This window comes from Ensifer sp. ENS11 (genome assembly GCF_014851895.1).
In the GTDB taxonomy this organism is placed as follows: domain Bacteria; phylum Pseudomonadota; class Alphaproteobacteria; order Rhizobiales; family Rhizobiaceae; genus Ensifer; species Ensifer canadensis.
Genome location: NZ_JACVAN010000023.1, coordinates 21,291 through 39,702, shown reverse-complemented (window position 1 = coordinate 39,702; position 18,412 = coordinate 21,291). Strand labels below are relative to the sequence as shown.

18 protein-coding genes are annotated in these 18,412 nt (G+C 61.3%); 8 read left to right on the top strand and 10 right to left on the bottom strand.

Annotation, left to right across the window (positions count from 1 at the left end; translation table 11 throughout):
• Positions 1 to 239: 239 nt before the first annotated feature.
• Positions 240 to 989, bottom strand: a complete 750-nt coding sequence (locus IB264_RS28935) for a LuxR family transcriptional regulator (protein WP_057217909.1) — start codon at positions 987 to 989, stop codon at positions 240 to 242.
• A 487-nt stretch (positions 990 to 1,476) separates the two neighbouring features.
• On the opposite strand from IB264_RS28935, the gene IB264_RS28930 reads away from it, so the two are divergent.
• Together IB264_RS28930 and IB264_RS28925 are read left to right on the top strand one after the other, a co-directional pair.
• Positions 1,477 to 1,752 carry a DUF1153 domain-containing protein gene (locus IB264_RS28930; protein WP_003527546.1) on the top strand — a complete coding sequence of 92 codons (276 nt, stop codon included), beginning with the start codon at positions 1,477 to 1,479 and terminating at the stop codon, positions 1,750 to 1,752.
• A 216-nt stretch (positions 1,753 to 1,968) separates the two neighbouring features.
• Positions 1,969 to 2,250: a GNAT family N-acetyltransferase gene (locus IB264_RS28925; RefSeq protein WP_025424704.1), complete on the top strand. Its 282-nt coding sequence runs from the start codon at positions 1,969 to 1,971 to the stop codon at positions 2,248 to 2,250.
• A gap of 158 nt (positions 2,251 to 2,408) precedes the next feature.
• Here IB264_RS28925 and IB264_RS28920 read toward each other — a convergent pair whose 3' ends face one another.
• Positions 2,409 to 2,759, bottom strand: coding sequence for a hypothetical protein (locus IB264_RS28920; protein ID WP_025424705.1), 351 nt, complete (start codon positions 2,757 to 2,759; stop codon positions 2,409 to 2,411).
• 441 nt (positions 2,760 to 3,200) lie between these two features.
• Here IB264_RS28920 and ctrA point away from each other — a divergent pair, with 441 nt between their 5' ends.
• Positions 3,201 to 3,902, top strand: coding sequence for a response regulator transcription factor CtrA (gene ctrA, locus IB264_RS28915; RefSeq protein WP_025424706.1), 702 nt, complete (start codon positions 3,201 to 3,203; stop codon positions 3,900 to 3,902).
• Between the two features lie 279 nt (positions 3,903 to 4,181).
• Here the strand turns inward: ctrA and IB264_RS28910 are convergent, their stop codons facing one another.
• Together IB264_RS28910 and chpT are read right to left on the bottom strand one after the other, a co-directional pair.
• A complete protein-coding gene (locus IB264_RS28910; protein WP_025424707.1) occupies positions 4,182 to 4,544 on the bottom strand; it encodes a PleD family two-component system response regulator in 363 nt (120 codons plus the stop codon).
• A 264-nt stretch (positions 4,545 to 4,808) separates the two neighbouring features.
• Positions 4,809 to 5,462, bottom strand: a complete 654-nt coding sequence (gene chpT, locus IB264_RS28905; RefSeq protein WP_057206585.1) for a histidine phosphotransferase ChpT — start codon at positions 5,460 to 5,462, stop codon at positions 4,809 to 4,811.
• A 277-nt stretch (positions 5,463 to 5,739) separates the two neighbouring features.
• Between chpT and IB264_RS28900 the strand changes: the two genes are divergently transcribed.
• Together IB264_RS28900 and IB264_RS28895 are read left to right on the top strand one after the other, a co-directional pair.
• Positions 5,740 to 6,327, top strand: a complete 588-nt coding sequence (locus IB264_RS28900; protein ID WP_025424709.1) for a DUF1134 domain-containing protein — start codon at positions 5,740 to 5,742, stop codon at positions 6,325 to 6,327.
• 261 nt (positions 6,328 to 6,588) lie between these two features.
• The gene (locus tag IB264_RS28895) at positions 6,589 to 7,770 is read left to right on the top strand and encodes a hypothetical protein (protein WP_057217910.1); all 1,182 of its coding nucleotides are present in this window, start codon (positions 6,589 to 6,591) and stop codon (positions 7,768 to 7,770) included.
• 16 nt (positions 7,771 to 7,786) lie between these two features.
• On the opposite strand, the gene IB264_RS28890 is transcribed toward IB264_RS28895, so the two are convergent.
• Complete coding sequence (locus IB264_RS28890) at positions 7,787 to 8,623, bottom strand: RNA methyltransferase (protein WP_057217911.1); 837 nt, start codon at positions 8,621 to 8,623, stop codon at positions 7,787 to 7,789.
• A 4-nt stretch (positions 8,624 to 8,627) separates the two neighbouring features.
• Entirely contained in the window at positions 8,628 to 9,011 is a 384-nt protein-coding gene (locus IB264_RS28885) for a hypothetical protein (RefSeq protein ID WP_025424712.1), read from the bottom strand.
• Between the two features lie 29 nt (positions 9,012 to 9,040).
• On the opposite strand from IB264_RS28885, the gene IB264_RS28880 reads away from it, so the two are divergent.
• A complete protein-coding gene (locus IB264_RS28880; protein ID WP_025424713.1) occupies positions 9,041 to 10,069 on the top strand; it encodes an RluA family pseudouridine synthase in 1,029 nt (342 codons plus the stop codon).
• A gap of 210 nt (positions 10,070 to 10,279) precedes the next feature.
• Positions 10,280 to 11,185 carry an RNA polymerase sigma factor RpoH gene (gene rpoH / locus IB264_RS28875; protein ID WP_025424714.1) on the top strand — a complete coding sequence of 302 codons (906 nt, stop codon included), beginning with the start codon at positions 10,280 to 10,282 and terminating at the stop codon, positions 11,183 to 11,185.
• 87 nt (positions 11,186 to 11,272) lie between these two features.
• On the opposite strand, the gene IB264_RS28870 is transcribed toward rpoH, so the two are convergent.
• Together IB264_RS28870 and IB264_RS28865 are read right to left on the bottom strand one after the other, a co-directional pair.
• A complete protein-coding gene (locus tag IB264_RS28870) occupies positions 11,273 to 13,534 on the bottom strand; it encodes a hypothetical protein (protein ID WP_057217914.1) in 2,262 nt (753 codons plus the stop codon).
• A gap of 63 nt (positions 13,535 to 13,597) precedes the next feature.
• Positions 13,598 to 14,896: an adenylosuccinate synthase gene (locus IB264_RS28865; protein WP_057206594.1), complete on the bottom strand. Its 1,299-nt coding sequence runs from the start codon at positions 14,894 to 14,896 to the stop codon at positions 13,598 to 13,600.
• Positions 14,897 to 15,103: 207 nt separating this feature from the next.
• Here IB264_RS28865 and IB264_RS28860 point away from each other — a divergent pair, with 207 nt between their 5' ends.
• Entirely contained in the window at positions 15,104 to 15,988 is an 885-nt protein-coding gene (locus tag IB264_RS28860) for a DMT family transporter (protein WP_057206595.1), read from the top strand.
• Positions 15,989 to 16,036: 48 nt separating this feature from the next.
• On the opposite strand, the gene IB264_RS28855 is transcribed toward IB264_RS28860, so the two are convergent.
• Together IB264_RS28855 and serA are read right to left on the bottom strand one after the other, a co-directional pair.
• A complete protein-coding gene (locus tag IB264_RS28855; protein WP_234907901.1) occupies positions 16,037 to 16,621 on the bottom strand; it encodes a GNAT family N-acetyltransferase in 585 nt (194 codons plus the stop codon).
• Positions 16,622 to 16,734: 113 nt separating this feature from the next.
• A complete protein-coding gene (serA, locus tag IB264_RS28850; RefSeq protein ID WP_057217916.1) occupies positions 16,735 to 18,330 on the bottom strand; it encodes a phosphoglycerate dehydrogenase in 1,596 nt (531 codons plus the stop codon).
• Between the last annotated feature and the right edge of the window lie 82 nt (positions 18,331 to 18,412).

Sequence of the window (18,412 nt, the reverse complement as noted above, 5' to 3'; positions counted from 1 at the left end):
GCCCCTGTTTCACGCTTCATGCGATGCAATGCCTGCGCGATAGCACGCGGCACGCGTTCGGCTTCTACAGCGCCGCGCGTCTTATTCAGACGCGCCAAGATCGCTGTAGCACGACAATGTCCAGAGTATCTTCTCCGCTTTCTTGAAAAGCGGGAGGCTCCAGTCGCCGACATATAGAAACTTGTCCGCCCGGCGGCAAGGGCGGTGCTATGGCGCCAGGCCGGTCAGGGCGGTCCGTCTCAGATCAGTTTCAGCCTCATGGCGCGGGCGATCGCCTGCATGCGGTTGACGGCGTCGAGCTTGCGGGTCGCGCTCTTGAAGTAGCTGCTGACCGTATAGGTGGAGATGCCGAGGATGATGGCGATCTCGTCGCTGCTCTTGCCGGCTGCCGCCCAGCGCAGACACTCGATCTCGCGGCTCGACAGCTTTTCGCGCGCCGAACTGCCGGTGTCGAAGGTACGCTCAAGGCATTCGAACAGCTGCACGAGGGAAAGATAGAGCGTAGCCTGCTCGACGCCGACAGGCGGTTCCCGTCGCCCGGACAGCATGGCGACGAAGGGATCGCCGCTGCTCGTATGCAACTGGACGGCGAAATGGCGCCCCATCTCCGGATGCGCCAGCAGCCGGTGCACCATCGCCTCGTCGGTCGGCTTGCCGGCGGCATCGAGCAGCTCGGCGCCGCCGGTTACCGGCAGCTTGGTGCCACGCAGGCGCTCGACCAGTACGCTCGACTGAAAGATCTCGCAGGCGTCGTACTGGCGCACCAGCTCCGACGGCCAGTTGCTGAGCACCAGGCGCTCGGAAAAGCGCTGCTGCTCGGCCAGCGGCAGGCGCGCGATCATGAAATGGCCGAAGCCATAGCGCGCGATCAACCGCCGCATCAGGTGCAGAAGTTCGTATTCCGTGCGGACGGCAGCCGTATCGATTTCGGAAATCATGTCCGCCGTCTCAGCCTCGCGCAGCAAGGCTGGTTCATTCGATTCCTTCATCTCTGATCACCACATCACCGGTGCCAACGCACCTGGTCGAGAGAATACAAACAGCCCCGAAAATCATCCGGTGCATGAACTTCACCCGGCAGCCAGAATACAGCCACCCTCTCCGGCATGCCCGCGAAAGCAACGCGACCGGTTGTGAAAATATGACGATGCACCAAGAATGATTCGGGAGCGCACAAACGTCGCTCATCCTTTATTTCGGCGCCTCGTTACCAAGAATTTTAGTTAAAGTGAAATGTGGTAATTGCATGGCTCCCATGTAAAATCCGCGATAATCCAAAGCTTTCCGGGCATTAAGGCGGCTCTTGTCGAGCGCGACAGGCGTCGCGATCGCCGGCGGGACGTTGCGGAAGTGATCGAGGGAGTGTGCGGAAGTATTTAAAATTATGAGCAAATTGTTACCGACCGCTTAGGCAAATGTTAAATGTGGCGGGCTAAGGTCAGCAACATATGGTCTTGAGTTTGTGTAGAGAGTCCCATGACCGAAATGATGCGACCACGTGTAAAATATGTCATCGGCCCCGATGGCAGTCCTCTGACGATTGCGGATCTGCCGCCGGCGAATACCCGGCGCTGGGTTATTCGCAGGAAGGCTGAGGTGGTTGCCGCTGTCCGCGGTGGCCTTTTGAGCCTTGAGGAAGCGTGCGAACGCTATACCCTCACTGTCGAGGAATTCCTTTCCTGGCAGTCCTCCATCAACGATCACGGTCTGGCCGGCCTGCGCACCACACGCATCCAGCAATATCGCCACTAAAAGCCCCCAACAGGGCCATAGGTCGAACGGCGGCTCCGGAATTTCCGGTGGCCGCCGTCTTCGTTTTCCGTCGCCCGCTCCGCCCCGTCTTTCAATAGGCAACATTTCGGCGACAGTGCGTTTCCCCTTCGCGTTCGCCAAACCGGTTTCGAATGCTGCAGTCATGCGATAGCATCTTCAGCAACACGCAAACGTTGAATGTGAAGGGATGCTGAGATGGATATCGCCCACGAAGAAATCGGTTCGCACGGCCGCTACTCGACAACCGTCGAAGGCTATACCGGCGAGATGACCTATTCCCGCTCATCGCCGAAACTGATCATCGTCGATCACACGCTCGTTCCCGACGAGTTGCGCGGCAAGGGCGTCGGCCAGGCGCTGGCAAAACATGCAATCGACGAAGCGCGCAAGGGCGGCTGGAAGATCATTCCGCTCTGCCCGTTCATGCGCGCGCAGGCGCTGCGCCATCCCGATTGGCAGGACGTGATCCAGGCCTGAGGCGGCAAACCACCAAAGTTCCGAAATGGGAAAACCCGCCCGACAGATGCCTGTCGCGCGGGTTTTTCGTTCTTGTGACAATCGTGCCGGATCGGGCCATGCCATCGGCATCGCCCGACAAAGAATGAAAATCATCTGCCTCGAAACGGCTAAGGAGCTTACGCCCTGAGACGCGTCGTCGTATCCCGTTCCTCGAGCGCCGCCGCCTTCGCAAATTCGGCCTGCACTTCTTCAAGTGCAAGTTCGGCCGCATCCTGCTGCGCCTTCAGTTCACGAATGGAGACCTGAAGATTGTCGGCTCTTTGACGAGCAGCCTTGGCGAAAGTGGGATAGGCAAAATGCGAGGGATCGGAAATGCCCGACTTCTTTTCCTCGAAAACAATCTGATTTTCCAGATCCTTGGTCATCCGTTCGAACTCAGCCATCATCATCTGAAGCTGGCTCAGCTGACGCTGCTTCTCCCTGACCTGAAATTCCTTCAGGCGGACAAGGCTCTCACGTGCTTTCATACGCAATACTCCCGTGGATAACGAGACCCCGGTTACTGATTTGGCCCGTCGAGCCTGCCCCAACAGACAGAAAACGAAAATCGACAGCGATATTAACAAAAGCCTACCGCTGGTAACCTTTCGTTTACGGGCATCGTTAATCATAGGGGTGATGATTTAAGGCTCCGTAAATACTGAGGCACGAAATATGACGGCCCCGGCATTAACGAGTCAGAAGAGTCAGATAGCGGCATTTCCTCATGTTTCGCATGAAAAGTGCCATTTTGGATTCACGTTTGAAATCAGGGAACTGCTAAAAATATTTAACAATCTCGATACAGCTTGCCAGAGTGAATCAGAATTTGTTAACCATTTGATGGCAGCCTCCAAATCAGGCAACGACTGGATCCGTATCGCGTAAGGGGGCCACGATGACCTTGGGCGGCGGAAAAGGGGAAGAATATGCGGGTTCTACTAATTGAAGACGACAGCGCAACGGCTCAGAGCATTGAGCTGATGCTCAAGTCCGAGAGTTTCAACGTTTACACCACCGATCTCGGTGAGGAAGGCGTCGATCTCGGCAAACTCTATGACTACGACATCATCCTTCTCGACCTCAACCTTCCGGACATGTCCGGTTACGAGGTCTTGAGAACACTGCGTCTTTCCAAGGTGAAGACGCCGATCCTCATTCTCTCCGGCATGGCCGGAATTGAAGACAAGGTTCGCGGTCTCGGCTTCGGCGCCGACGACTACATGACCAAGCCCTTCCACAAGGACGAACTGGTGGCGCGCATCCATGCGATCGTTCGCCGTTCCAAGGGTCATGCCCAGTCGGTCATCTCGACCGGCGAACTGATCGTCAATCTCGATGCCAAGACGGTGGAAGTCGGCGGACAGCGCGTCCACCTCACCGGCAAGGAATACCAGATGCTCGAGCTGCTTTCGCTGCGCAAGGGCACGACGCTCACCAAGGAAATGTTCCTCAACCACCTCTACGGCGGTATGGACGAGCCGGAACTGAAGATCATCGACGTCTTCATCTGCAAGCTGCGCAAGAAGCTTGCCAATGCTGCCGGCGGCGCCAACTACATCGAAACCGTCTGGGGCCGTGGCTACGTTCTGCGCGAGCCGGATGGTGCCGAATACGCCGAAACCGCCTGATTTCGAGCTTTCTTCCGGGCGCGGCATGGACCCGCATATCCAGGCATGACGCCAACGGACGCCTTTTGAACAAACCCGCCCTTCGAGGCGGGTTTTTTCGTTATGGTCGCCCCTTCCCTCGGTGATCAGGTGCTTCCTGGTGTCAAAGGTCCGAAGGTGGTGACATGCGCCTGCCAAGGCCTTGATCTCGGGTGTCATGCAAAAAGTGCCAAGACGAGACAGCAAAAAGCCGCAGCAACTGCCGCGGCTTGTTCAGTCCGGAAACACGTTTATTGCGGTTCAGGCCGCCATCGACTGGCTGGCAAAGACGCTCGTCAGGATCTTGCGATCGAACGGCTTCAGCAGGAAATCATCGGCACCGGCGCGCTTGCCGGCCATCATCTTCTTCAGATCCGCCTCGACGACGCAGTAATAGATGCGCACAGACGCACCATTCGGCAGTCGCCTGATATTGGCGATGAGATCCAGAGCGCCCTCCAGGCCGGCGTCGACCACGAGAATATTCGGCAGCTCGGCTTCGCAGCGCACCAGCGCCTCAAGGCCGCTCGGCGCTTCGTAGACAAGGAAGCCCATGCCGGACAGGATACGTTTCCCAACTTTCCTGACGACATCCGAGCCGTCGGCAATCATCAAGCGCCGCATGTCCAACTCCTTCATGACTTACCTATACGCGTGCTCGCACGCCTGAAACAACCCTATACAAATTTGGCAAAGATTTCGTTACGGAGCTTGCTTAACGCAGGCTCTCCGGCTGTTTTTAACACGCTGAAAATATTAATTTTTCGGTGAACCGGCCAAAAGCCAGGAAAGGCGGGCGCTCAAACTGTGGCCACGCAAATGTCCGGCGCGGGGGCCATCGCCACACCGCGCCGGACATGTATCAAAACAGCAAAGGCAGCGCCGGACTTAGGCGTCGACCGGCTTCATACGCGCCGTGAAGATGATCTCTTCGCCGGTCGAAACCACATCGATCGTCATGCCCGCTTCCTCGCCGAGCAGCACCGTGTAGTAGGGCTGGATCGAATGCGCATCGACCGCCTCTTCCGGCGTGCCGGACAGAAGTTCGACCAGACGCGGCGGCACGCGCATCATCCGGCCCTTGCAGGCCAGCGTGAACACTGCGTCGAGCTCGGGATTTTCGAGCGTGATGTCGATGACGCCACCGCGCGGGATCGCCCCATAGGCGATGAGGAAAAGATTCAGGAGGAGCTTGACCCGGTTCTTGGCGATGATGGCGCGCGGCCCGTGCCAGTTGACCTCGGTCTTCTTCTCGGCGGCGGCAAAGTCCTTGGCCGCCTTTTCCGCTTCGCCGGTATCGATCGACGCGCCGACCGAGCCGGAGGCGCCGAAGGCGAGGCGAGCGAACTTCAGGCGGACCGACGCGTTGAGTGCGCTGGTGCGGATGAGGTCCATGGCGTCGGCATCGGCGCCGCCCTCGTCCAGAAGTTCCAGGCCATTGTTGATGGCGCCGACCGGCGAGATGATGTCGTGGCAAACCCGGCTGCACAGAAGCGCGGCCAGATCGGGTCCCGTCAATGTCAGGTTCGGATTCGTTGCCATCGTCTTTCCTTGTTCGGTTCCATCGGCATGCGGACATGAGGCACGCGCTCGGGCAGAGCCGGTAAAGCCTCAGGCGCTAAGACGCAAGCCATGGGCTGCCCGGCGCAGCCGTTCATCAGTGGATCATAATGACACCACATTTGGTAAACCGATTGTTAAGACCATCGGTTCAAATTGCAGGGAAATGGTCCAGACCCCCGCTGGCCGCGCCGTCACAGGCGATGCCGGCCATAGCAAACCCGCAAGCGAGTGATTTTCGCGCCTGACGGAGGAAACGATGCAGCAGATCATGAAGGCAGCCACGATGGCCAGCCGCGCTATCCTGGCGACGATGTTCCTGATGGCCGGCGCCATATCCGCCGCCCATGCCCAGCAGGCGAATAGTCAATATTCGATGCAGGAGATCGTCGATGCCGGTCACGGCTTCTTCGGCGAAACCTCGGGCGGCCTCGCCAAGGTGGTGGAGCGCGCCTTCGAACGTTACGGCCTGCCGAACGGCTATATCCTCGGACAGGAAGGTTCTGGCGCCTTCATCGCTGGCCTGACCTACGGGGAAGGCGAACTCAACACCAAGAATGCCGGCCAGCACAACGTCTTCTGGCAGGGGCCATCACTCGGCATCGACTGGGGCGGACAGGGCAGCCGAACGATGATGCTGGTCTACAACCTTCCGAGCGTGCCATCCCTCTACAAGCGGTTTGGCGGCGTCTCCGGTTCGGCCTATGTCGTGGCCGGCGTCGGCATGACGGTGCTCACCGACGAACACATCGTCGTCGTCCCGATCCGCACCGGCATCGGCGCCCGGCTCGGGGTCAATGTCGGCTATCTCAAGATGACGCAGAACCCGACCTGGAACCCCTTCTGACCTAACTGCATGTTTCCTTGAATCCTATTCGATTTAAGGAAAAAACATGCAGCAATTTAAAGTGCTACAGCGACCTTTGCGCGTCTAACAAGACGCGCGGCGCTGTAGATGGCGGGTGCGCTTTGGCGAAATCCCGCGTCAAATACTTGCAGCGCACGAAACGTCATGTTTAGTGCAGGAAAGTAACATCAAGCGCCTTGCTCTGACTATGATGGTCGGGCGGGGCGTTTGCTTCCGGTCCAGCTTTGAAACGGCCAGCTCGTGATTGAATTCTCGCTCCTCTTTGCCCTGGGCTTCCTGACGGCGATCATCATCGGCCTTCTCGTCGCGCCGGCCATTCACCGCCGCATCGTGCGCTTTGCCGAGGATCGTCTGAAGGCGACCATGCCGCTCAGCCCCCAGGAAGTGCGCGCCCAGAAAGATGCCGCCCGCGCCACCTTTGCCGCCGAGAACGCACGCACGCAGCAAGCCCTGAAGCGCGAGCGCGACAAGGGCGTATCGCTGATGCTCAACAACGAGAAGACACTGCAGGAGGCACGCCGCCTGAACGGCGAGAATGCCGATCTGCATTCCCAGCTTGCCGACATGAACGTCGAAGCCGCCGACATGCGCTCGGCGATCCGACAGTTCGAGCAGCGACTGGAGCGCATGAAGGTTTCGCTCGAAACCGTCGAGCGCGACAACGCCGGCAAGGCGGAAACGATCAAGACTCTGACCAATCAGTTGGCGCAACAGGCCGCCGCCATCGACAATCTACGCCTCGACCTTGCCGCCGGCGAGACAGAGGCCGAAAACCTCAAGAGCCGCGTCGCGACGCTCCGCGACGAGCGCGATGCGCTGCGTGCAGATCTGAAGACGGAAAGCGCGCATGCCAAGGAAATGGAGCTGCGTCTTGCCCGTGACGAGAGCCGCCTGCAGCGACTGGAAGACAAGCTTTCGCGGGAACTGGCTGCAGGCGCCGATCGCGAAAGCGCGCTCGAGCGACGCGCCGATGAAATCGAACGACTGAAGACCAAGGTGAAAGACGTGAACCAGGACATGCGGGATGCCGCCAAGGTGTTGCGCGCGGCAGGTATCGCCTTCCCAGCGCGCAAGGACCGTCGCGCAAGCGGCAGCGAGCCGTCGGAGGGCGTTGCCGCGCACCCTGCGCAGCTCATCGAGCAACCGGGCGTGCCGCCGCTGGAAACTGCGGCGCTTTCGCATGAACTCAAGAACCGTGCGGCCGCCCTGTCGGAACGGTTGACCAATTCCAAGACGACCGCCCATGACGATGCCTTGCGCGAGGAAGTGGCGGAAATTGCCGCCGGCATGGTGGCTCTGACGGCAACGCGCGAGGGCGCCGCCTCGCCGATCCTCAGCCTGCTCGCGGGTGATGACAAGAACGATGTGGCCGGCCGCAAGAGCCTGGCAAAGCGGGCAAAGGAAATCCTGCCGAAGGAATAGGCACTTTCGGTGCGCGTCAGATCCGGTCGTTGATCAAGGCGACCTGATGCAGCGCGATGCCGGCTGCCATCGAGACATTGAGGCTGTCGAGCCCGGGCCGCTGGCGAATGCGCGCGGTGCGTATGGATTTCAGGATGGCCGGCGGCAGCCCCTCACCTTCCGTTCCGACGAGCAAGGCAGTGCGCCTGGCCGGCGGTATTCCGCCGATGTCGGTTTCGCCGGCCGGCGACAGCCCCCAGATCGCAAAGCCCTCGGCCTGCAGCCGTTCGATCAGCGACGCCGCCGACCCTTCGCGCGCAAACGGCACAGTCAGCACCGAGCCGACGGAAACGCGGATCGCCTTGCGGTACATCGGATCGCAGCTCGTCTCATCCATCAGCACCGCATCGACGCCGAAGGCCGCCGCATTGCGAAACAGCGAGCCCATATTGTCGTGATTGGAGATGCCACAGGCTGCGAGCACAAGGCTCGTAGCCGGCAGTGAGGCGAGCAGCGCGTCCCGGCCGGCAACGCCGTCACGGCGCCCGAGTGCCAGCACGCCACGGTGCATGTTGAAGCCGGCAATCGCGTCGAACACCGGTGCCGCCGCCACATAGACGGGCACGTCAGCGGGAAATTCCGCCAGAATGGCCTCCACGCCGGCCACACGGCTTTCGAGAAGCAGGATGGCCTCGGCGCCAAGCCCGCTGTTGGAGCGATGCGCCGCCGCCAGCATGCGCAGCACCACCGTGCCTTCAGCGATGAAACGCCCCTGTCGGCCCGTCAGGTCGCGCTCCTTGATCGACACGAGGCCGGCGATCCGCGGATCTGCCGGATCATCGATGCGGATCGGAGGCGAGGCGCTTGAGCTCATACCGTCAGTTGGTCCTGACGGTGATGTCGGCCACGATGCGGCCGGCGGCGATATCGAAGACGATGGCGCGCGGCTCGGCGCCGGGCAGATTGCCGTAGAAAAGCACCTGCGAGCCCGACAGCGCGACGTTGGTCACCGTGAAGCCGGCCGGGAGGGCGGCAACCGCATTGACCGGCGCCTCGCTCGGAACGGCGATGGCTGCGGATTGCGCCTGCGCCTTTTCGTCCGTGCGGGTCAGCTTGTAGACAATCGTTCCGAGGACAGCCATAAGCATGACCAACATCACGCCTGCCGAGACGAGTTGCAGCCGCACCATCTTGCGGCGAACATTCTCCATCGCCGGGTCTAGCGGCTTGTCTTCCTGGTCATCGGGCGCGGTCGCGGTCATGATTGGCCTTTTATCGGAATTAAAACGGAATGAACGACCCCTTTAAACAAGCAGCAGCCAATAGGAAAGTCCTGACGGCGGGCGAGGACGCCGCAGGGCGGCTCGATTCCTTCCTGACCGAGGCACTTTCGGGCGAGTTTTCCCGCAACCGGATCAAGAGCCTGATCGAGCAGGGTGCTGTTTCGATCAACGGCAAGCTGGTGACCGAACCGAAGAAGAAGGTCCAGCCGGGCGACCATTTCGAGATCGACCTGCCCGAGCCGGAAGATCCGGAGCCGAAGGGCGAGGATATCCCGCTCGACGTGCTCTATGAGGACGACCACCTTATCGTCCTGTGCAAGCCGGCAGGGCTTGTCGTTCATCCCGGCGCCGGCAATTGGACGGGCACGCTGGTCAATGCTCTCATCCACCATTGCGGCAACAGCCTCTCGGGCATCGGCGGCGTCAAGCGGCCCGGTATCGTCCACCGCCTCGACAAGGAAACGAGCGGGGTCATGGTCGTCGCCAAGAACGACGCCGCCCATCGCCATCTGTCGGACCAGTTTGCCGATCACGGCCGCACCGGCCCGCTCGAGCGCGCCTACCGGGCCGTCGTCTGGGGCCGTCCGCGCCAGCTGAAGGGCACCATCGACGCCCCTCTCGGCCGGGCGGGAGACCGCACCAAGCGCGCCGTAAAACGCGAGGACAGCGACGACGCCCGCGAAGCGATCACCCATTACGAGGTCGTCGAGCGCTATCTGGAAAAGCCCGACGGCACCAGCCTGGCATCGACGGTGGAATGCCACCTCGAAACCGGTCGCACCCACCAGATCCGCGTGCACATGGCTCACATCGGGCATCCGCTGATCGGCGACCCGGAATATGGCGCGGCCTTCCGCACCAAGGCCAACCTCTTGCCGGAAGCGGCAAAGTCCGTGGTCAGCCAATTCCACCGCCAGGCCCTGCATGCCTTCATGCTGCAGTTCGAACATCCGTCGACCGGCGAGACCATGCACTTCGAGGCCCCGATGCCTGAAGACATGGCGGCCCTGGTCGAGGCCCTGCGTGGCGCAACGTAGCGCCACCTCTTGAATTTCGGCCGCAGGATTCCAATCTTAACTGCGCCTCTATTCGTGATCTGTCTTGCCTCCGGCGTCACATGTTAGTGAAACCGGACTCCTTGAATCATGCTTTCGCCGTACTTATTTTGTAGCTTCGTGGGGTCTTAACGAAGACCCACATGCCCGGCCTGCCGCCCGGAGGCCGGAGACTATAAAGGGGGGTGCTTCATGGCCCGAAACAATTTGCCGTCCATTGCCGCTGGTGAAGGCGGCCTCAATCGTTATCTCGACGAAATCCGCAAATTTCCCATGCTCGAGCCGCAGGAAGAGTACATGCTCGCCAAGCGGTATCAGGAGCATGACGACCGCAACGCCGCTCACAAGCTCGTCACCAGCCACCTGCGCCTCGTCGCCAAGATCGCGATGGGTTATCGCGGCTACGGCCTGCCGATCGGCGAAGTCGTGTCTGAAGGCAACGTCGGCCTGATGCAGGCCGTCAAGAAGTTCGAGCCCGATCGCGGCTTCCGTCTGGCGACCTATGCCATGTGGTGGATCAAGGCCGCCATCCAGGAATACATCCTGCGCTCCTGGTCGCTGGTCAAGATGGGTACGACCGCCAACCAGAAGCGGCTGTTCTTCAACCTGCGTCGCCTCAAGGGCAAGATCCAGGCGCTCGACGAAGGCGACCTGAAGCCTGAGCACGTCAAGGAAATCGCCACGACGCTGAAGGTCAGCGAGGACGAGGTCATCTCGATGAACCGTCGCCTGTCCGGCGATGCTTCGCTGAACGCGCCGATCAAGGCGAGCGAAGGCGAATCCGGACAATGGCAGGATTGGCTCGTCGACGACCACGACAATCAGGAACAGATCCTGATCGAGCAGGACGAGTTGGACAGCCGCAAGGCCTTGCTCGCAAACGCGATGAAGGTGCTCAACGATCGTGAACGCCGCATCTTCGAGGCGCGCCGCCTTACCGAAGATCCGTTGACGCTCGAAGACCTGTCGACTGAGTTCGATATCAGCCGCGAGCGCGTGCGCCAGATCGAAGTCAGGGCCTTTGAAAAGGTCCAGGACGCCGTCCGCAAGGCGGCGTTGGAGAATGCCCAAGCCTTGCGCGTCGTCGAAGGCGCATAAGTCCGAGGCTTGGGATAACAGGAAACGAAAAAACCCAGCGAAGTTCTCGCCGGGTTTTTTGTTGTTTCTGCTTCAGCGTGTCCGGCCCTATTGGCCTGTCGCTGCCGTATTGCCTGACGATCCCCAAGCGCGCATCGCCTGGCTGAAGGCTTCGTTGCCACTCTGGCCCTTTTCAAGCGTCAGCAAGGCGCGGCGACCGTTGCGGTATGTCAGCGGGATATCGATCCAGCCGCGGCTGCGCAGCAGTTCGGTATTGCTGCCGACCGCTTCGGCGAAGTCGTTGAGCGCGATCATGTGGAAGTCGTCGGTGATCTTGGCGGGTACCGCGATCAGCGCATCGCCACGATCCTGCTCCGTCCGCTTCATCGAAACGCGCTGCACACCGTCTATGGCGCCGCCTTCGAAGTTCTGCGGCAGCGAGAACACGAACTCGATCACGTGGCTCGCCGGCAGGGACGGATCCGCATTGCGCTTGATCGTCATCAGCGCCGTCAGCCCGCGGTCCGGCACAGTGATCTGAGCCTGAATTGCCGGTTCCGGCTTGGCGTCGCCACCCGGCGACTCCTCCTTGACCGACCAGGCGACCGTTCCTGGAATGGCGGTCGGAGAGGATTGGCCGAGCCGCTCTTCGTAGAGGAACATCTTTTCGCCGTTGGCAACCGCAACATCCGGCTGTGCCGGCTGAGCGCCGGGTTGCAGACCTGTACCAGGCGTTCCGGCGTCGGTACCAGGCGTACCGGCCGCTTCTTCCTGCGGTTTTCCGGCTTCGGTCTGCGGTGCGACCGACTTGCCTTCCTGCGCGGCACTTTCACCGTTCAAGACGGCCGGGCCGGCATCGGTTTCCGAGCCATCGGCAAGCAGGCGCTGGGTAAATTTCGTCGACGTGTTGTCCGGAACAGCCGTGTCGTCATGCCCGCCGGGCTGTTGGGTCGCGGTCTCGCCGGTCTGCGCGGGGGGCGTGCTCTGCTGTTCTGCGGGCGTCTCGCCATTACTGGAAACAGCGGATGTGATCGAAGCGACCATGCCGGAGATCCAGGCATTGCCCGCTTCCCGGTTTTGCCAGTAGGCAAACCCGCCGCCGCCGAGCACGAGCAGCAGGCCGGCGACGATCACCAGGCGCTTGACGCTGAAGCGCGAAGGCTTTGGCGTCGTGCGATACGAAGTCGGCCGCGCCGGCATCTCGATGCCGCGATCGGCATCCTTGGCCGTCGCAGTTCCCGCAGCAGCGCTGGCCGCCGTTGTCGCGCCGCCTTCAAGACCCAGAAGATCGTCAATGTGATCCCAGGCCGTGCCGGCGCGTTCCTGCTGGCTTGCGGTCTCCGCCGAGTTTGCGGCCGGCGTTGGCGATGTCTTTTCGACCGGCCACGACCAATCGGAAATTTCGGCGTCGCTGGCCTTTTGAGCCGGGCGCTCGGTGATCGAGGCAAACGGATCGTCGTCGTCGAACGACCAGGAACGGCTGGCATCCGCTTTCGGCGCCGCTGGCTCTATTTCGGCAGGCTTTTCCTCGACGGGATGCATGCCGAGCAACTCAGGTGCACCGGCATCGTCGACCACGTTGTCCGGTTTCGCGTCCAGTGAGGAACGCTCAGGAGCGGGCTTCGTGTCTTCCCAGTCCGGCAGTTCCCACTCCGAACGCGCTGACGTTTCCGGAGCAGGCGCGACAGCGGGCGCATCCCAGGTCGCATCCTGCACCGATTCGGGTTCAGGCTCGATGGCGGGGGCAACCGGCGCGTGGTCATAGACCTCTTCAGCGGCAGGCTGGGCGGGTGCGACGATTTCCTCATCATGCGCCTGTGCCTCGACCGGCTGCTCGTCCTCGACCGGCGGCTGCCAAGTCGGCTCGGCCTGCTCTTCGACGGCTTCGGCGTGTTCGGCCGTTGCTTCGGCGGGCACGGGCTCGGCATACAGCTGCTCATCATGCTCGACGGACGAGTCGGCGTCAGCAGGCTCGACATCGCCAACGGCTTCTGTCGCCGGTTCTTCGGCAGCGGCCGTCACCGGCTCGCTTTCCGCCTCGGACTCGACCTGCTCGACAGGCGTCTCGACGACTTCGCCCGGTTCCGGTTCCGCCTCAGCGGGCACGACCGCATCCACGACTTCAGCCTCTGGCTCGACCTCGTCGACCGCCGGAAGCGCCTCAGCATATTCGCTGTCGACCTCGCCGATCGCGTTTTCGAGCTTTGCCAGCTGACGATTGATCATATCGTCCGACGGACGCGGATTCATATTCTCGAGCTGGCGACGCACGGCGGCGCGCGCCTTCTCGTAGACCTTATCCCGCATTTCCGGTGTGTTTTCCGACAGGCCGTCAACGGTCCTGCGAATAACTGCAACAAAATCCGCCATCAGAACTTTCTCATACGCTCAGGCATGTGTTTGCGATCACGACGCAATGTCAGTCCGCCGACACTAGTCCTCAAAGGGGTCCGTCACAAGTATTGTGTCGTCCCGCTCCGGGCTGGTCGAAAGAAGAGCCACCGGTGCACCGATGAGTTCCTCGACCTGGCGAACATACTTGATCGCCTGTGCCGGAAGATCTGCCCAGCTGCGTGCGCCGACAGTCGATTCCTTCCAGCCTTCAAGTGTAATATAGACTGGCTTTGCCGAAGCTTGCTGCGCCTGGCTTGCCGGAAGATGATCGATCTGCTGTCCGTCGAGAGTATATCCGACGCAAATCTTCAGTTCATCAAGGCCATCGAGCACGTCGAGCTTGGTCAGCGCGATGCCGGTGATGCCGTTGGCAGCGACCGACTGGCGCACGAGCGCAGCATCGAACCAGCCGCAGCGGCGCTTGCGTCCGGTAACGGTGCCGAATTCGTGGCCGCGCTCGCCGAGGAACTGGCCGATCTCGTCGTGCAGTTCGGTCGGGAACGGGCCCTCGCCGACGCGGGTCGTATAGGCCTTGGTGATACCGAGAATGTAGCCGAGCGAGCCCGGGCCCATGCCCGAACCGGCGGCGGCCTGACCTGCAACGGTGTTGGACGAGGTTACGAACGGATAGGTGCCATGATCGATGTCGAGAAGCGTGCCCTGCGCGCCTTCGAACAGGATGCGGGCGCCCTTGCGCCGCGCCTTGTCGAGCAGCACCCAGACGGTTTCCATGAACGGCAGTACCTTGTCGGCAACCGAAGACAGCTCGAGCATGATCGCGTCATGGCTGATTTCCGGTTCGCCGAGGCCACGACGCAGCGCGTTGTGGTGCGTCAGCAGGCGATCGACCTTGGCCGGCAGGGTTTCGAGATCGGCAAGGTCCATCACGCGGATCGCACGACGGCCGACCTTGTCTTCATAGGCCGGGCCGATGCCGCGGCGGGTGGTGCCGATCTTGGTGCCGCTGTTGGAGGCAGCGTCTTCGCGGAAGCCGTCGAGTTCGCGGTGCAGCGAAAGAATGAGCGTGGCGTTGTCGGCAACGCGCAGGTTCTCCGGGGTGATCGTCACGCCCTGCTTGCCGAGCTTGTCGATTTCAGCGATCAGCGCATGCGGGTCGATGACCACGCCGTTGCCGATGACGGCGAGCTTGCCGGGACGCACGACGCCGGACGGAAGCAGCGACAGCTTGTAGCTGACGCCGTCGATCACCAGGGTATGGCCGGCGTTGTGACCGCCCTGAAAGCGCACGACGATATCCGCGCGTTCCGAGAGCCAATCTACAATCTTGCCTTTGCCTTCATCACCCCACTGGGATCCGACCACCACGACATTCGTCATAATTCTCTTCCTGTTGACGCGCGCAAGTAGGGTTGCGCTGTTCTCAAAACCCGCGCATCTATACTGTGTTGTCACCGGGAAAGCGACCCCGTTATGACGGGCGTTCCGCCCTTTTTGCATGACAAGCGCTGGATTTAGCGCCTATATCTTGCGTCTCTCCCGCCCTTGCGGCAATCAATCCCCGTCATCCCAGCAGGTTGCAGCATCGTGAATTCCAGGGCTTATTTCTATCTCTGCGTCACCGCACTCTTCTGGGGCGGCAATTCGGTCGCCGGAAAAATGGCCGTCGGGCATGTCAGTCCGATGATGCTCACCACCCTTCGCTGGGTGTTTGCGCTTCTCATCATCCTGGTGCTAATGACGCCGCAGATCCGCCGCGATTGGCAGAAGATCAAGCAGCATTGGCTGCAGCTGCTGGCCTATGGCGTCATCGGTTTCACCACCTTCAACGCCCTGCTCTATTCTGCGCTGAAATATACCAGCGCGATCAACGCGGTCATCCTGCAGGCCGGCATCCCCATGCTGATCTTCCTGTTCAATTTCATGCTGTTTCGAACCCGCGCCTCGATCGCACAGGTGATCGGCTTCACCGTGACGCTGATCGGCGTGCTGATCACCGCCGCGCACGGCGACATCGCCAGCCTGCTGCAACTGGAGTTCAACTTCGGCGACGCCCTGATGATCGCCGCCTGCATCGTTTACGCCGCCTATACCGTGGCACTGCGCTGGAAGCCCACGATGCATTGGCAGAGTTTCATCGCCGCACCCGCCTTCGGCGCCCTGCTCAGCGCCATTCCACTGCTCTTCTGGGAGATCGGCAACGGCACGGCGATCTTTCCTGACACGACCGGCTGGATCATCGTGCTCTACGCCGCCATCTTCCCGTCATTGATGTCGCAGGTGCTCTATGTCCGCGGCGTCGAGATGATCGGCGCCAACCGTGCCGGGCTCTTCATCAATGCCATCCCGGTCTTCGGCACGCTGCTGTCGGTCATGCTGGTCGGCGAGACCTTCCACACCTTCCATTTCATCGCCCTGCTGCTTGTTCTCGGCGGCATCGCCATTGCCGAGAAGGGCCGCCCGAAACACTAATACCAACCCGCACGGATATTGACCTCTTCCGGCCGAGCCGGCGCTCTTTCAGGCGAGCAACCGCTCCATGTAGAGCGCATCCTCGCCGTAGCTTGCAAGCTTGCTTGCCAGCCGCTTGTCCATGCGGACGGAAAACCCCTGCCGCTCCCAGAAGCCGCGCGAACCGTTGACCGACACCAGCGACATCGAGTGGTAGCCTTCCGACCGGGCGATAACGGCGAGCAGCGGCACGACGTTGCCCCCTGCCCCGGATCCGCGGGTCTCAGGCAAAAGCGCCAGATCGTGAATGTACCAGGTGTCGGCGGTTTCTGGGATCTCGCCCAGCACCGCGTTCAGCGAAGGCGGCGCACGGCGGAGCCAGGGATGGCTCAAGACATAGCCTTGGGCGACGCCGCCGACCTCCAGCATGAAGCAGCCCTCGGGGCTCAATTCCAGCCGATCGGCAAGCACGTGATCGTCCTCGGGGAATGCCTCGTGAACCACCAGCTGGATTTCGGAGACCGAAACGAGATCGGGAAGGCTGGCCTCGCGCCAGCGGAATGCCTGTCGTGTCATTGCCGTCATCAATGTTTCAAACCGAAAGAACGCACCGGCTTGTCCGATGCGTTCCTGGTCGTTCTCGAATTCAATCATCTGCCCGCCTTGGCGAGCCGGCCATTCGCTGGCGCATGGGTCACAAAATCATGGCCGATTTGCGCCCTTCAGCCTTGCGCACCAGGCGGTGCGCAAGGCTGCTGCATCCATGATCAATCGATGTTGAACACCAGCGGTTTTGCCTGGCGGATCGCGCCGTTGGCGCGCAGCTTGTCGAGCACGTCATCGGAAACCGGGCCGTCGACATAGAGCAACGCGATGGCGTCGCCGGCTTCCTTCTCGCGACCAAGCTGGAAGTTGGCGATGTTGACGCCGGCATCGCCGAGGGTCATGCCGATGAAGCCGATCATGCCGGGTACGTCGGTGTTGGTGATGTAGACCATGTGGCTGCCGACATCCGCATCAAGGTTGATGCCCTTGATCTGGATAAAGCGCGGCTTGCCGTCGGAGAACACCGTACCGGCGACCGAGCGGGTCTGGTTGGCGGTCTTGACCGTCAGCTTGATGTAGCCGTCGAAGACGCCGGTCTTGTCACGCTTGACCTCGGAAAGAATGACGCCCTTTTCCTTGATCATGATCGGAGCCGAAACCATGTTGACATCGGCCACCTGCGGCCGGATGAGACCGGCGAGCACGGCACTGGTCAACGCCTTGGTGTTCATCGCTGCGGTCGCGCCATCGTAGAGGATCTCGATTTCCTTGATCGCGCTTTCCGTCACCTGGCCGACGAAGGCGCCAAGCACGTCGGCAAGCCGGATGAAGGGCTTGAGGATCGGGGCTTCTTCGGCGGTGATCGAGGGCATGTTGATGGCGTTGGAAACGGCACCCTTGACGAGATAGTCCGACATCTGTTCGGCGACCTGCAGGGCGACGTTTTCCTGTGCTTCCGTGGTCGACGCACCGAGATGCGGCGTGCAGACGACGTTCGCCAGGCCGAAGAGCGGGCTTTCCGTCGCAGGCTCGACCTCGAACACGTCAAAGCCGGCGCCGGCAACGTGGCCGGACTTGATCGCGTCGGCCAGCGCCTTCTCGTCGACGAGGCCGCCGCGGGCGCAGTTGATGATGCGCACGCCCGGCTTGGTCTTGGCCAGAGCTTCGGCATTGAGGATGCTGCGGGTCTTGTCCGTCAGCGGCACGTGCAGGGTGATGAAGTCGGCCTGGGCCAGCAGCTCGTCGAGCTCGACCTTGGTGACGCCCATTTCTTCGGCGCGCTCCTTCGACAGGAACGGGTCATAGGCAAGCACATGCATCTTGAGGCCGATGGCGCGCGAGCAGACGATCGAGCCGATGTTGCCGGCGCCGATGACGCCAAGCGTCTTGCCGGTGATTTCGACACCCATGAAGCGGGACTTCTCCCACTTGCCGGCCTGCGTCGAGGTGTCGGCGGCCGGAAGCTGGCGGGCAACGGCAAAAAGCAGCGCGATGGCGTGTTCGGCCGTGGTGATCGAATTGCCGAAGGGCGTGTTCATGACAATGATACCGCGGCGCGAAGCGGCCGGAATATCGACATTGTCGACGCCGATGCCGGCACGGCCAATGACCTTGAGATTGGTCGCAGCGGCGATCAGCTTCTCGGTCGCCTTGGTGGCCGAGCGAATGGCAAGACCGTCATAGTTGCCGATGATTTCGGCGAGCTTGTCCTTGTCCTTGCCGAGCTTCGGCTGGAAATCGACTTCAACGCCGCGGTCGCGGAAGATCTGGACGGCGGTTTCCGACAGTTCGTCGGATACGAGAACGCGAGGTGCCATGATGGCCTCCTTGAGAAGATCAGGTCTGAACGGGAATGCGGTACAAGGGCTTCGCTCCCCCATCGGGAGCGAAGCAAACGCT

Bases quoted from the DNA above. Each gene is read 5' to 3' on its own strand.
- IB264_RS28910 (WP_025424707.1), bottom strand. From the start codon at position 4,544: ATGCGGCGCTTGATGATTGCCGACGGCTCGGATGTCGTCAGGAAAGTT.
- serA (WP_057217916.1), bottom strand. From the start codon at position 18,330: ATGGCACCTCGCGTTCTCGTATCCGACGAACTGTCGGAAACCGCCGTC.
- IB264_RS28920 (WP_025424705.1), bottom strand. From the start codon at position 2,759: ATGAAAGCACGTGAGAGCCTTGTCCGCCTGAAGGAATTTCAGGTCAGG.
- ctrA (WP_025424706.1), top strand. From the start codon at position 3,201: ATGCGGGTTCTACTAATTGAAGACGACAGCGCAACGGCTCAGAGCATT.
- IB264_RS28930 (WP_003527546.1), top strand. From the start codon at position 1,477: ATGACCGAAATGATGCGACCACGTGTAAAATATGTCATCGGCCCCGAT.
- IB264_RS28935 (WP_057217909.1), bottom strand. From the start codon at position 989: ATGAAGGAATCGAATGAACCAGCCTTGCTGCGCGAGGCTGAGACGGCG.
- IB264_RS28880 (WP_025424713.1), top strand. From the start codon at position 9,041: ATGAACGACCCCTTTAAACAAGCAGCAGCCAATAGGAAAGTCCTGACG.
- IB264_RS28900 (WP_025424709.1), top strand. From the start codon at position 5,740: ATGCAGCAGATCATGAAGGCAGCCACGATGGCCAGCCGCGCTATCCTG.
- IB264_RS28890 (WP_057217911.1), bottom strand. From the start codon at position 8,623: ATGAGCTCAAGCGCCTCGCCTCCGATCCGCATCGATGATCCGGCAGAT.
- IB264_RS28885 (WP_025424712.1), bottom strand. From the start codon at position 9,011: ATGACCGCGACCGCGCCCGATGACCAGGAAGACAAGCCGCTAGACCCG.
- IB264_RS28855 (WP_234907901.1), bottom strand. From the start codon at position 16,621: ATGATTGAATTCGAGAACGACCAGGAACGCATCGGACAAGCCGGTGCG.
- chpT (WP_057206585.1), bottom strand. From the start codon at position 5,462: ATGGCAACGAATCCGAACCTGACATTGACGGGACCCGATCTGGCCGCG.
- IB264_RS28865 (WP_057206594.1), bottom strand. From the start codon at position 14,896: ATGACGAATGTCGTGGTGGTCGGATCCCAGTGGGGTGATGAAGGCAAA.
- IB264_RS28925 (WP_025424704.1), top strand. From the start codon at position 1,969: ATGGATATCGCCCACGAAGAAATCGGTTCGCACGGCCGCTACTCGACA.
- rpoH (WP_025424714.1), top strand. From the start codon at position 10,280: ATGGCCCGAAACAATTTGCCGTCCATTGCCGCTGGTGAAGGCGGCCTC.
- IB264_RS28870 (WP_057217914.1), bottom strand. From the start codon at position 13,534: ATGGCGGATTTTGTTGCAGTTATTCGCAGGACCGTTGACGGCCTGTCG.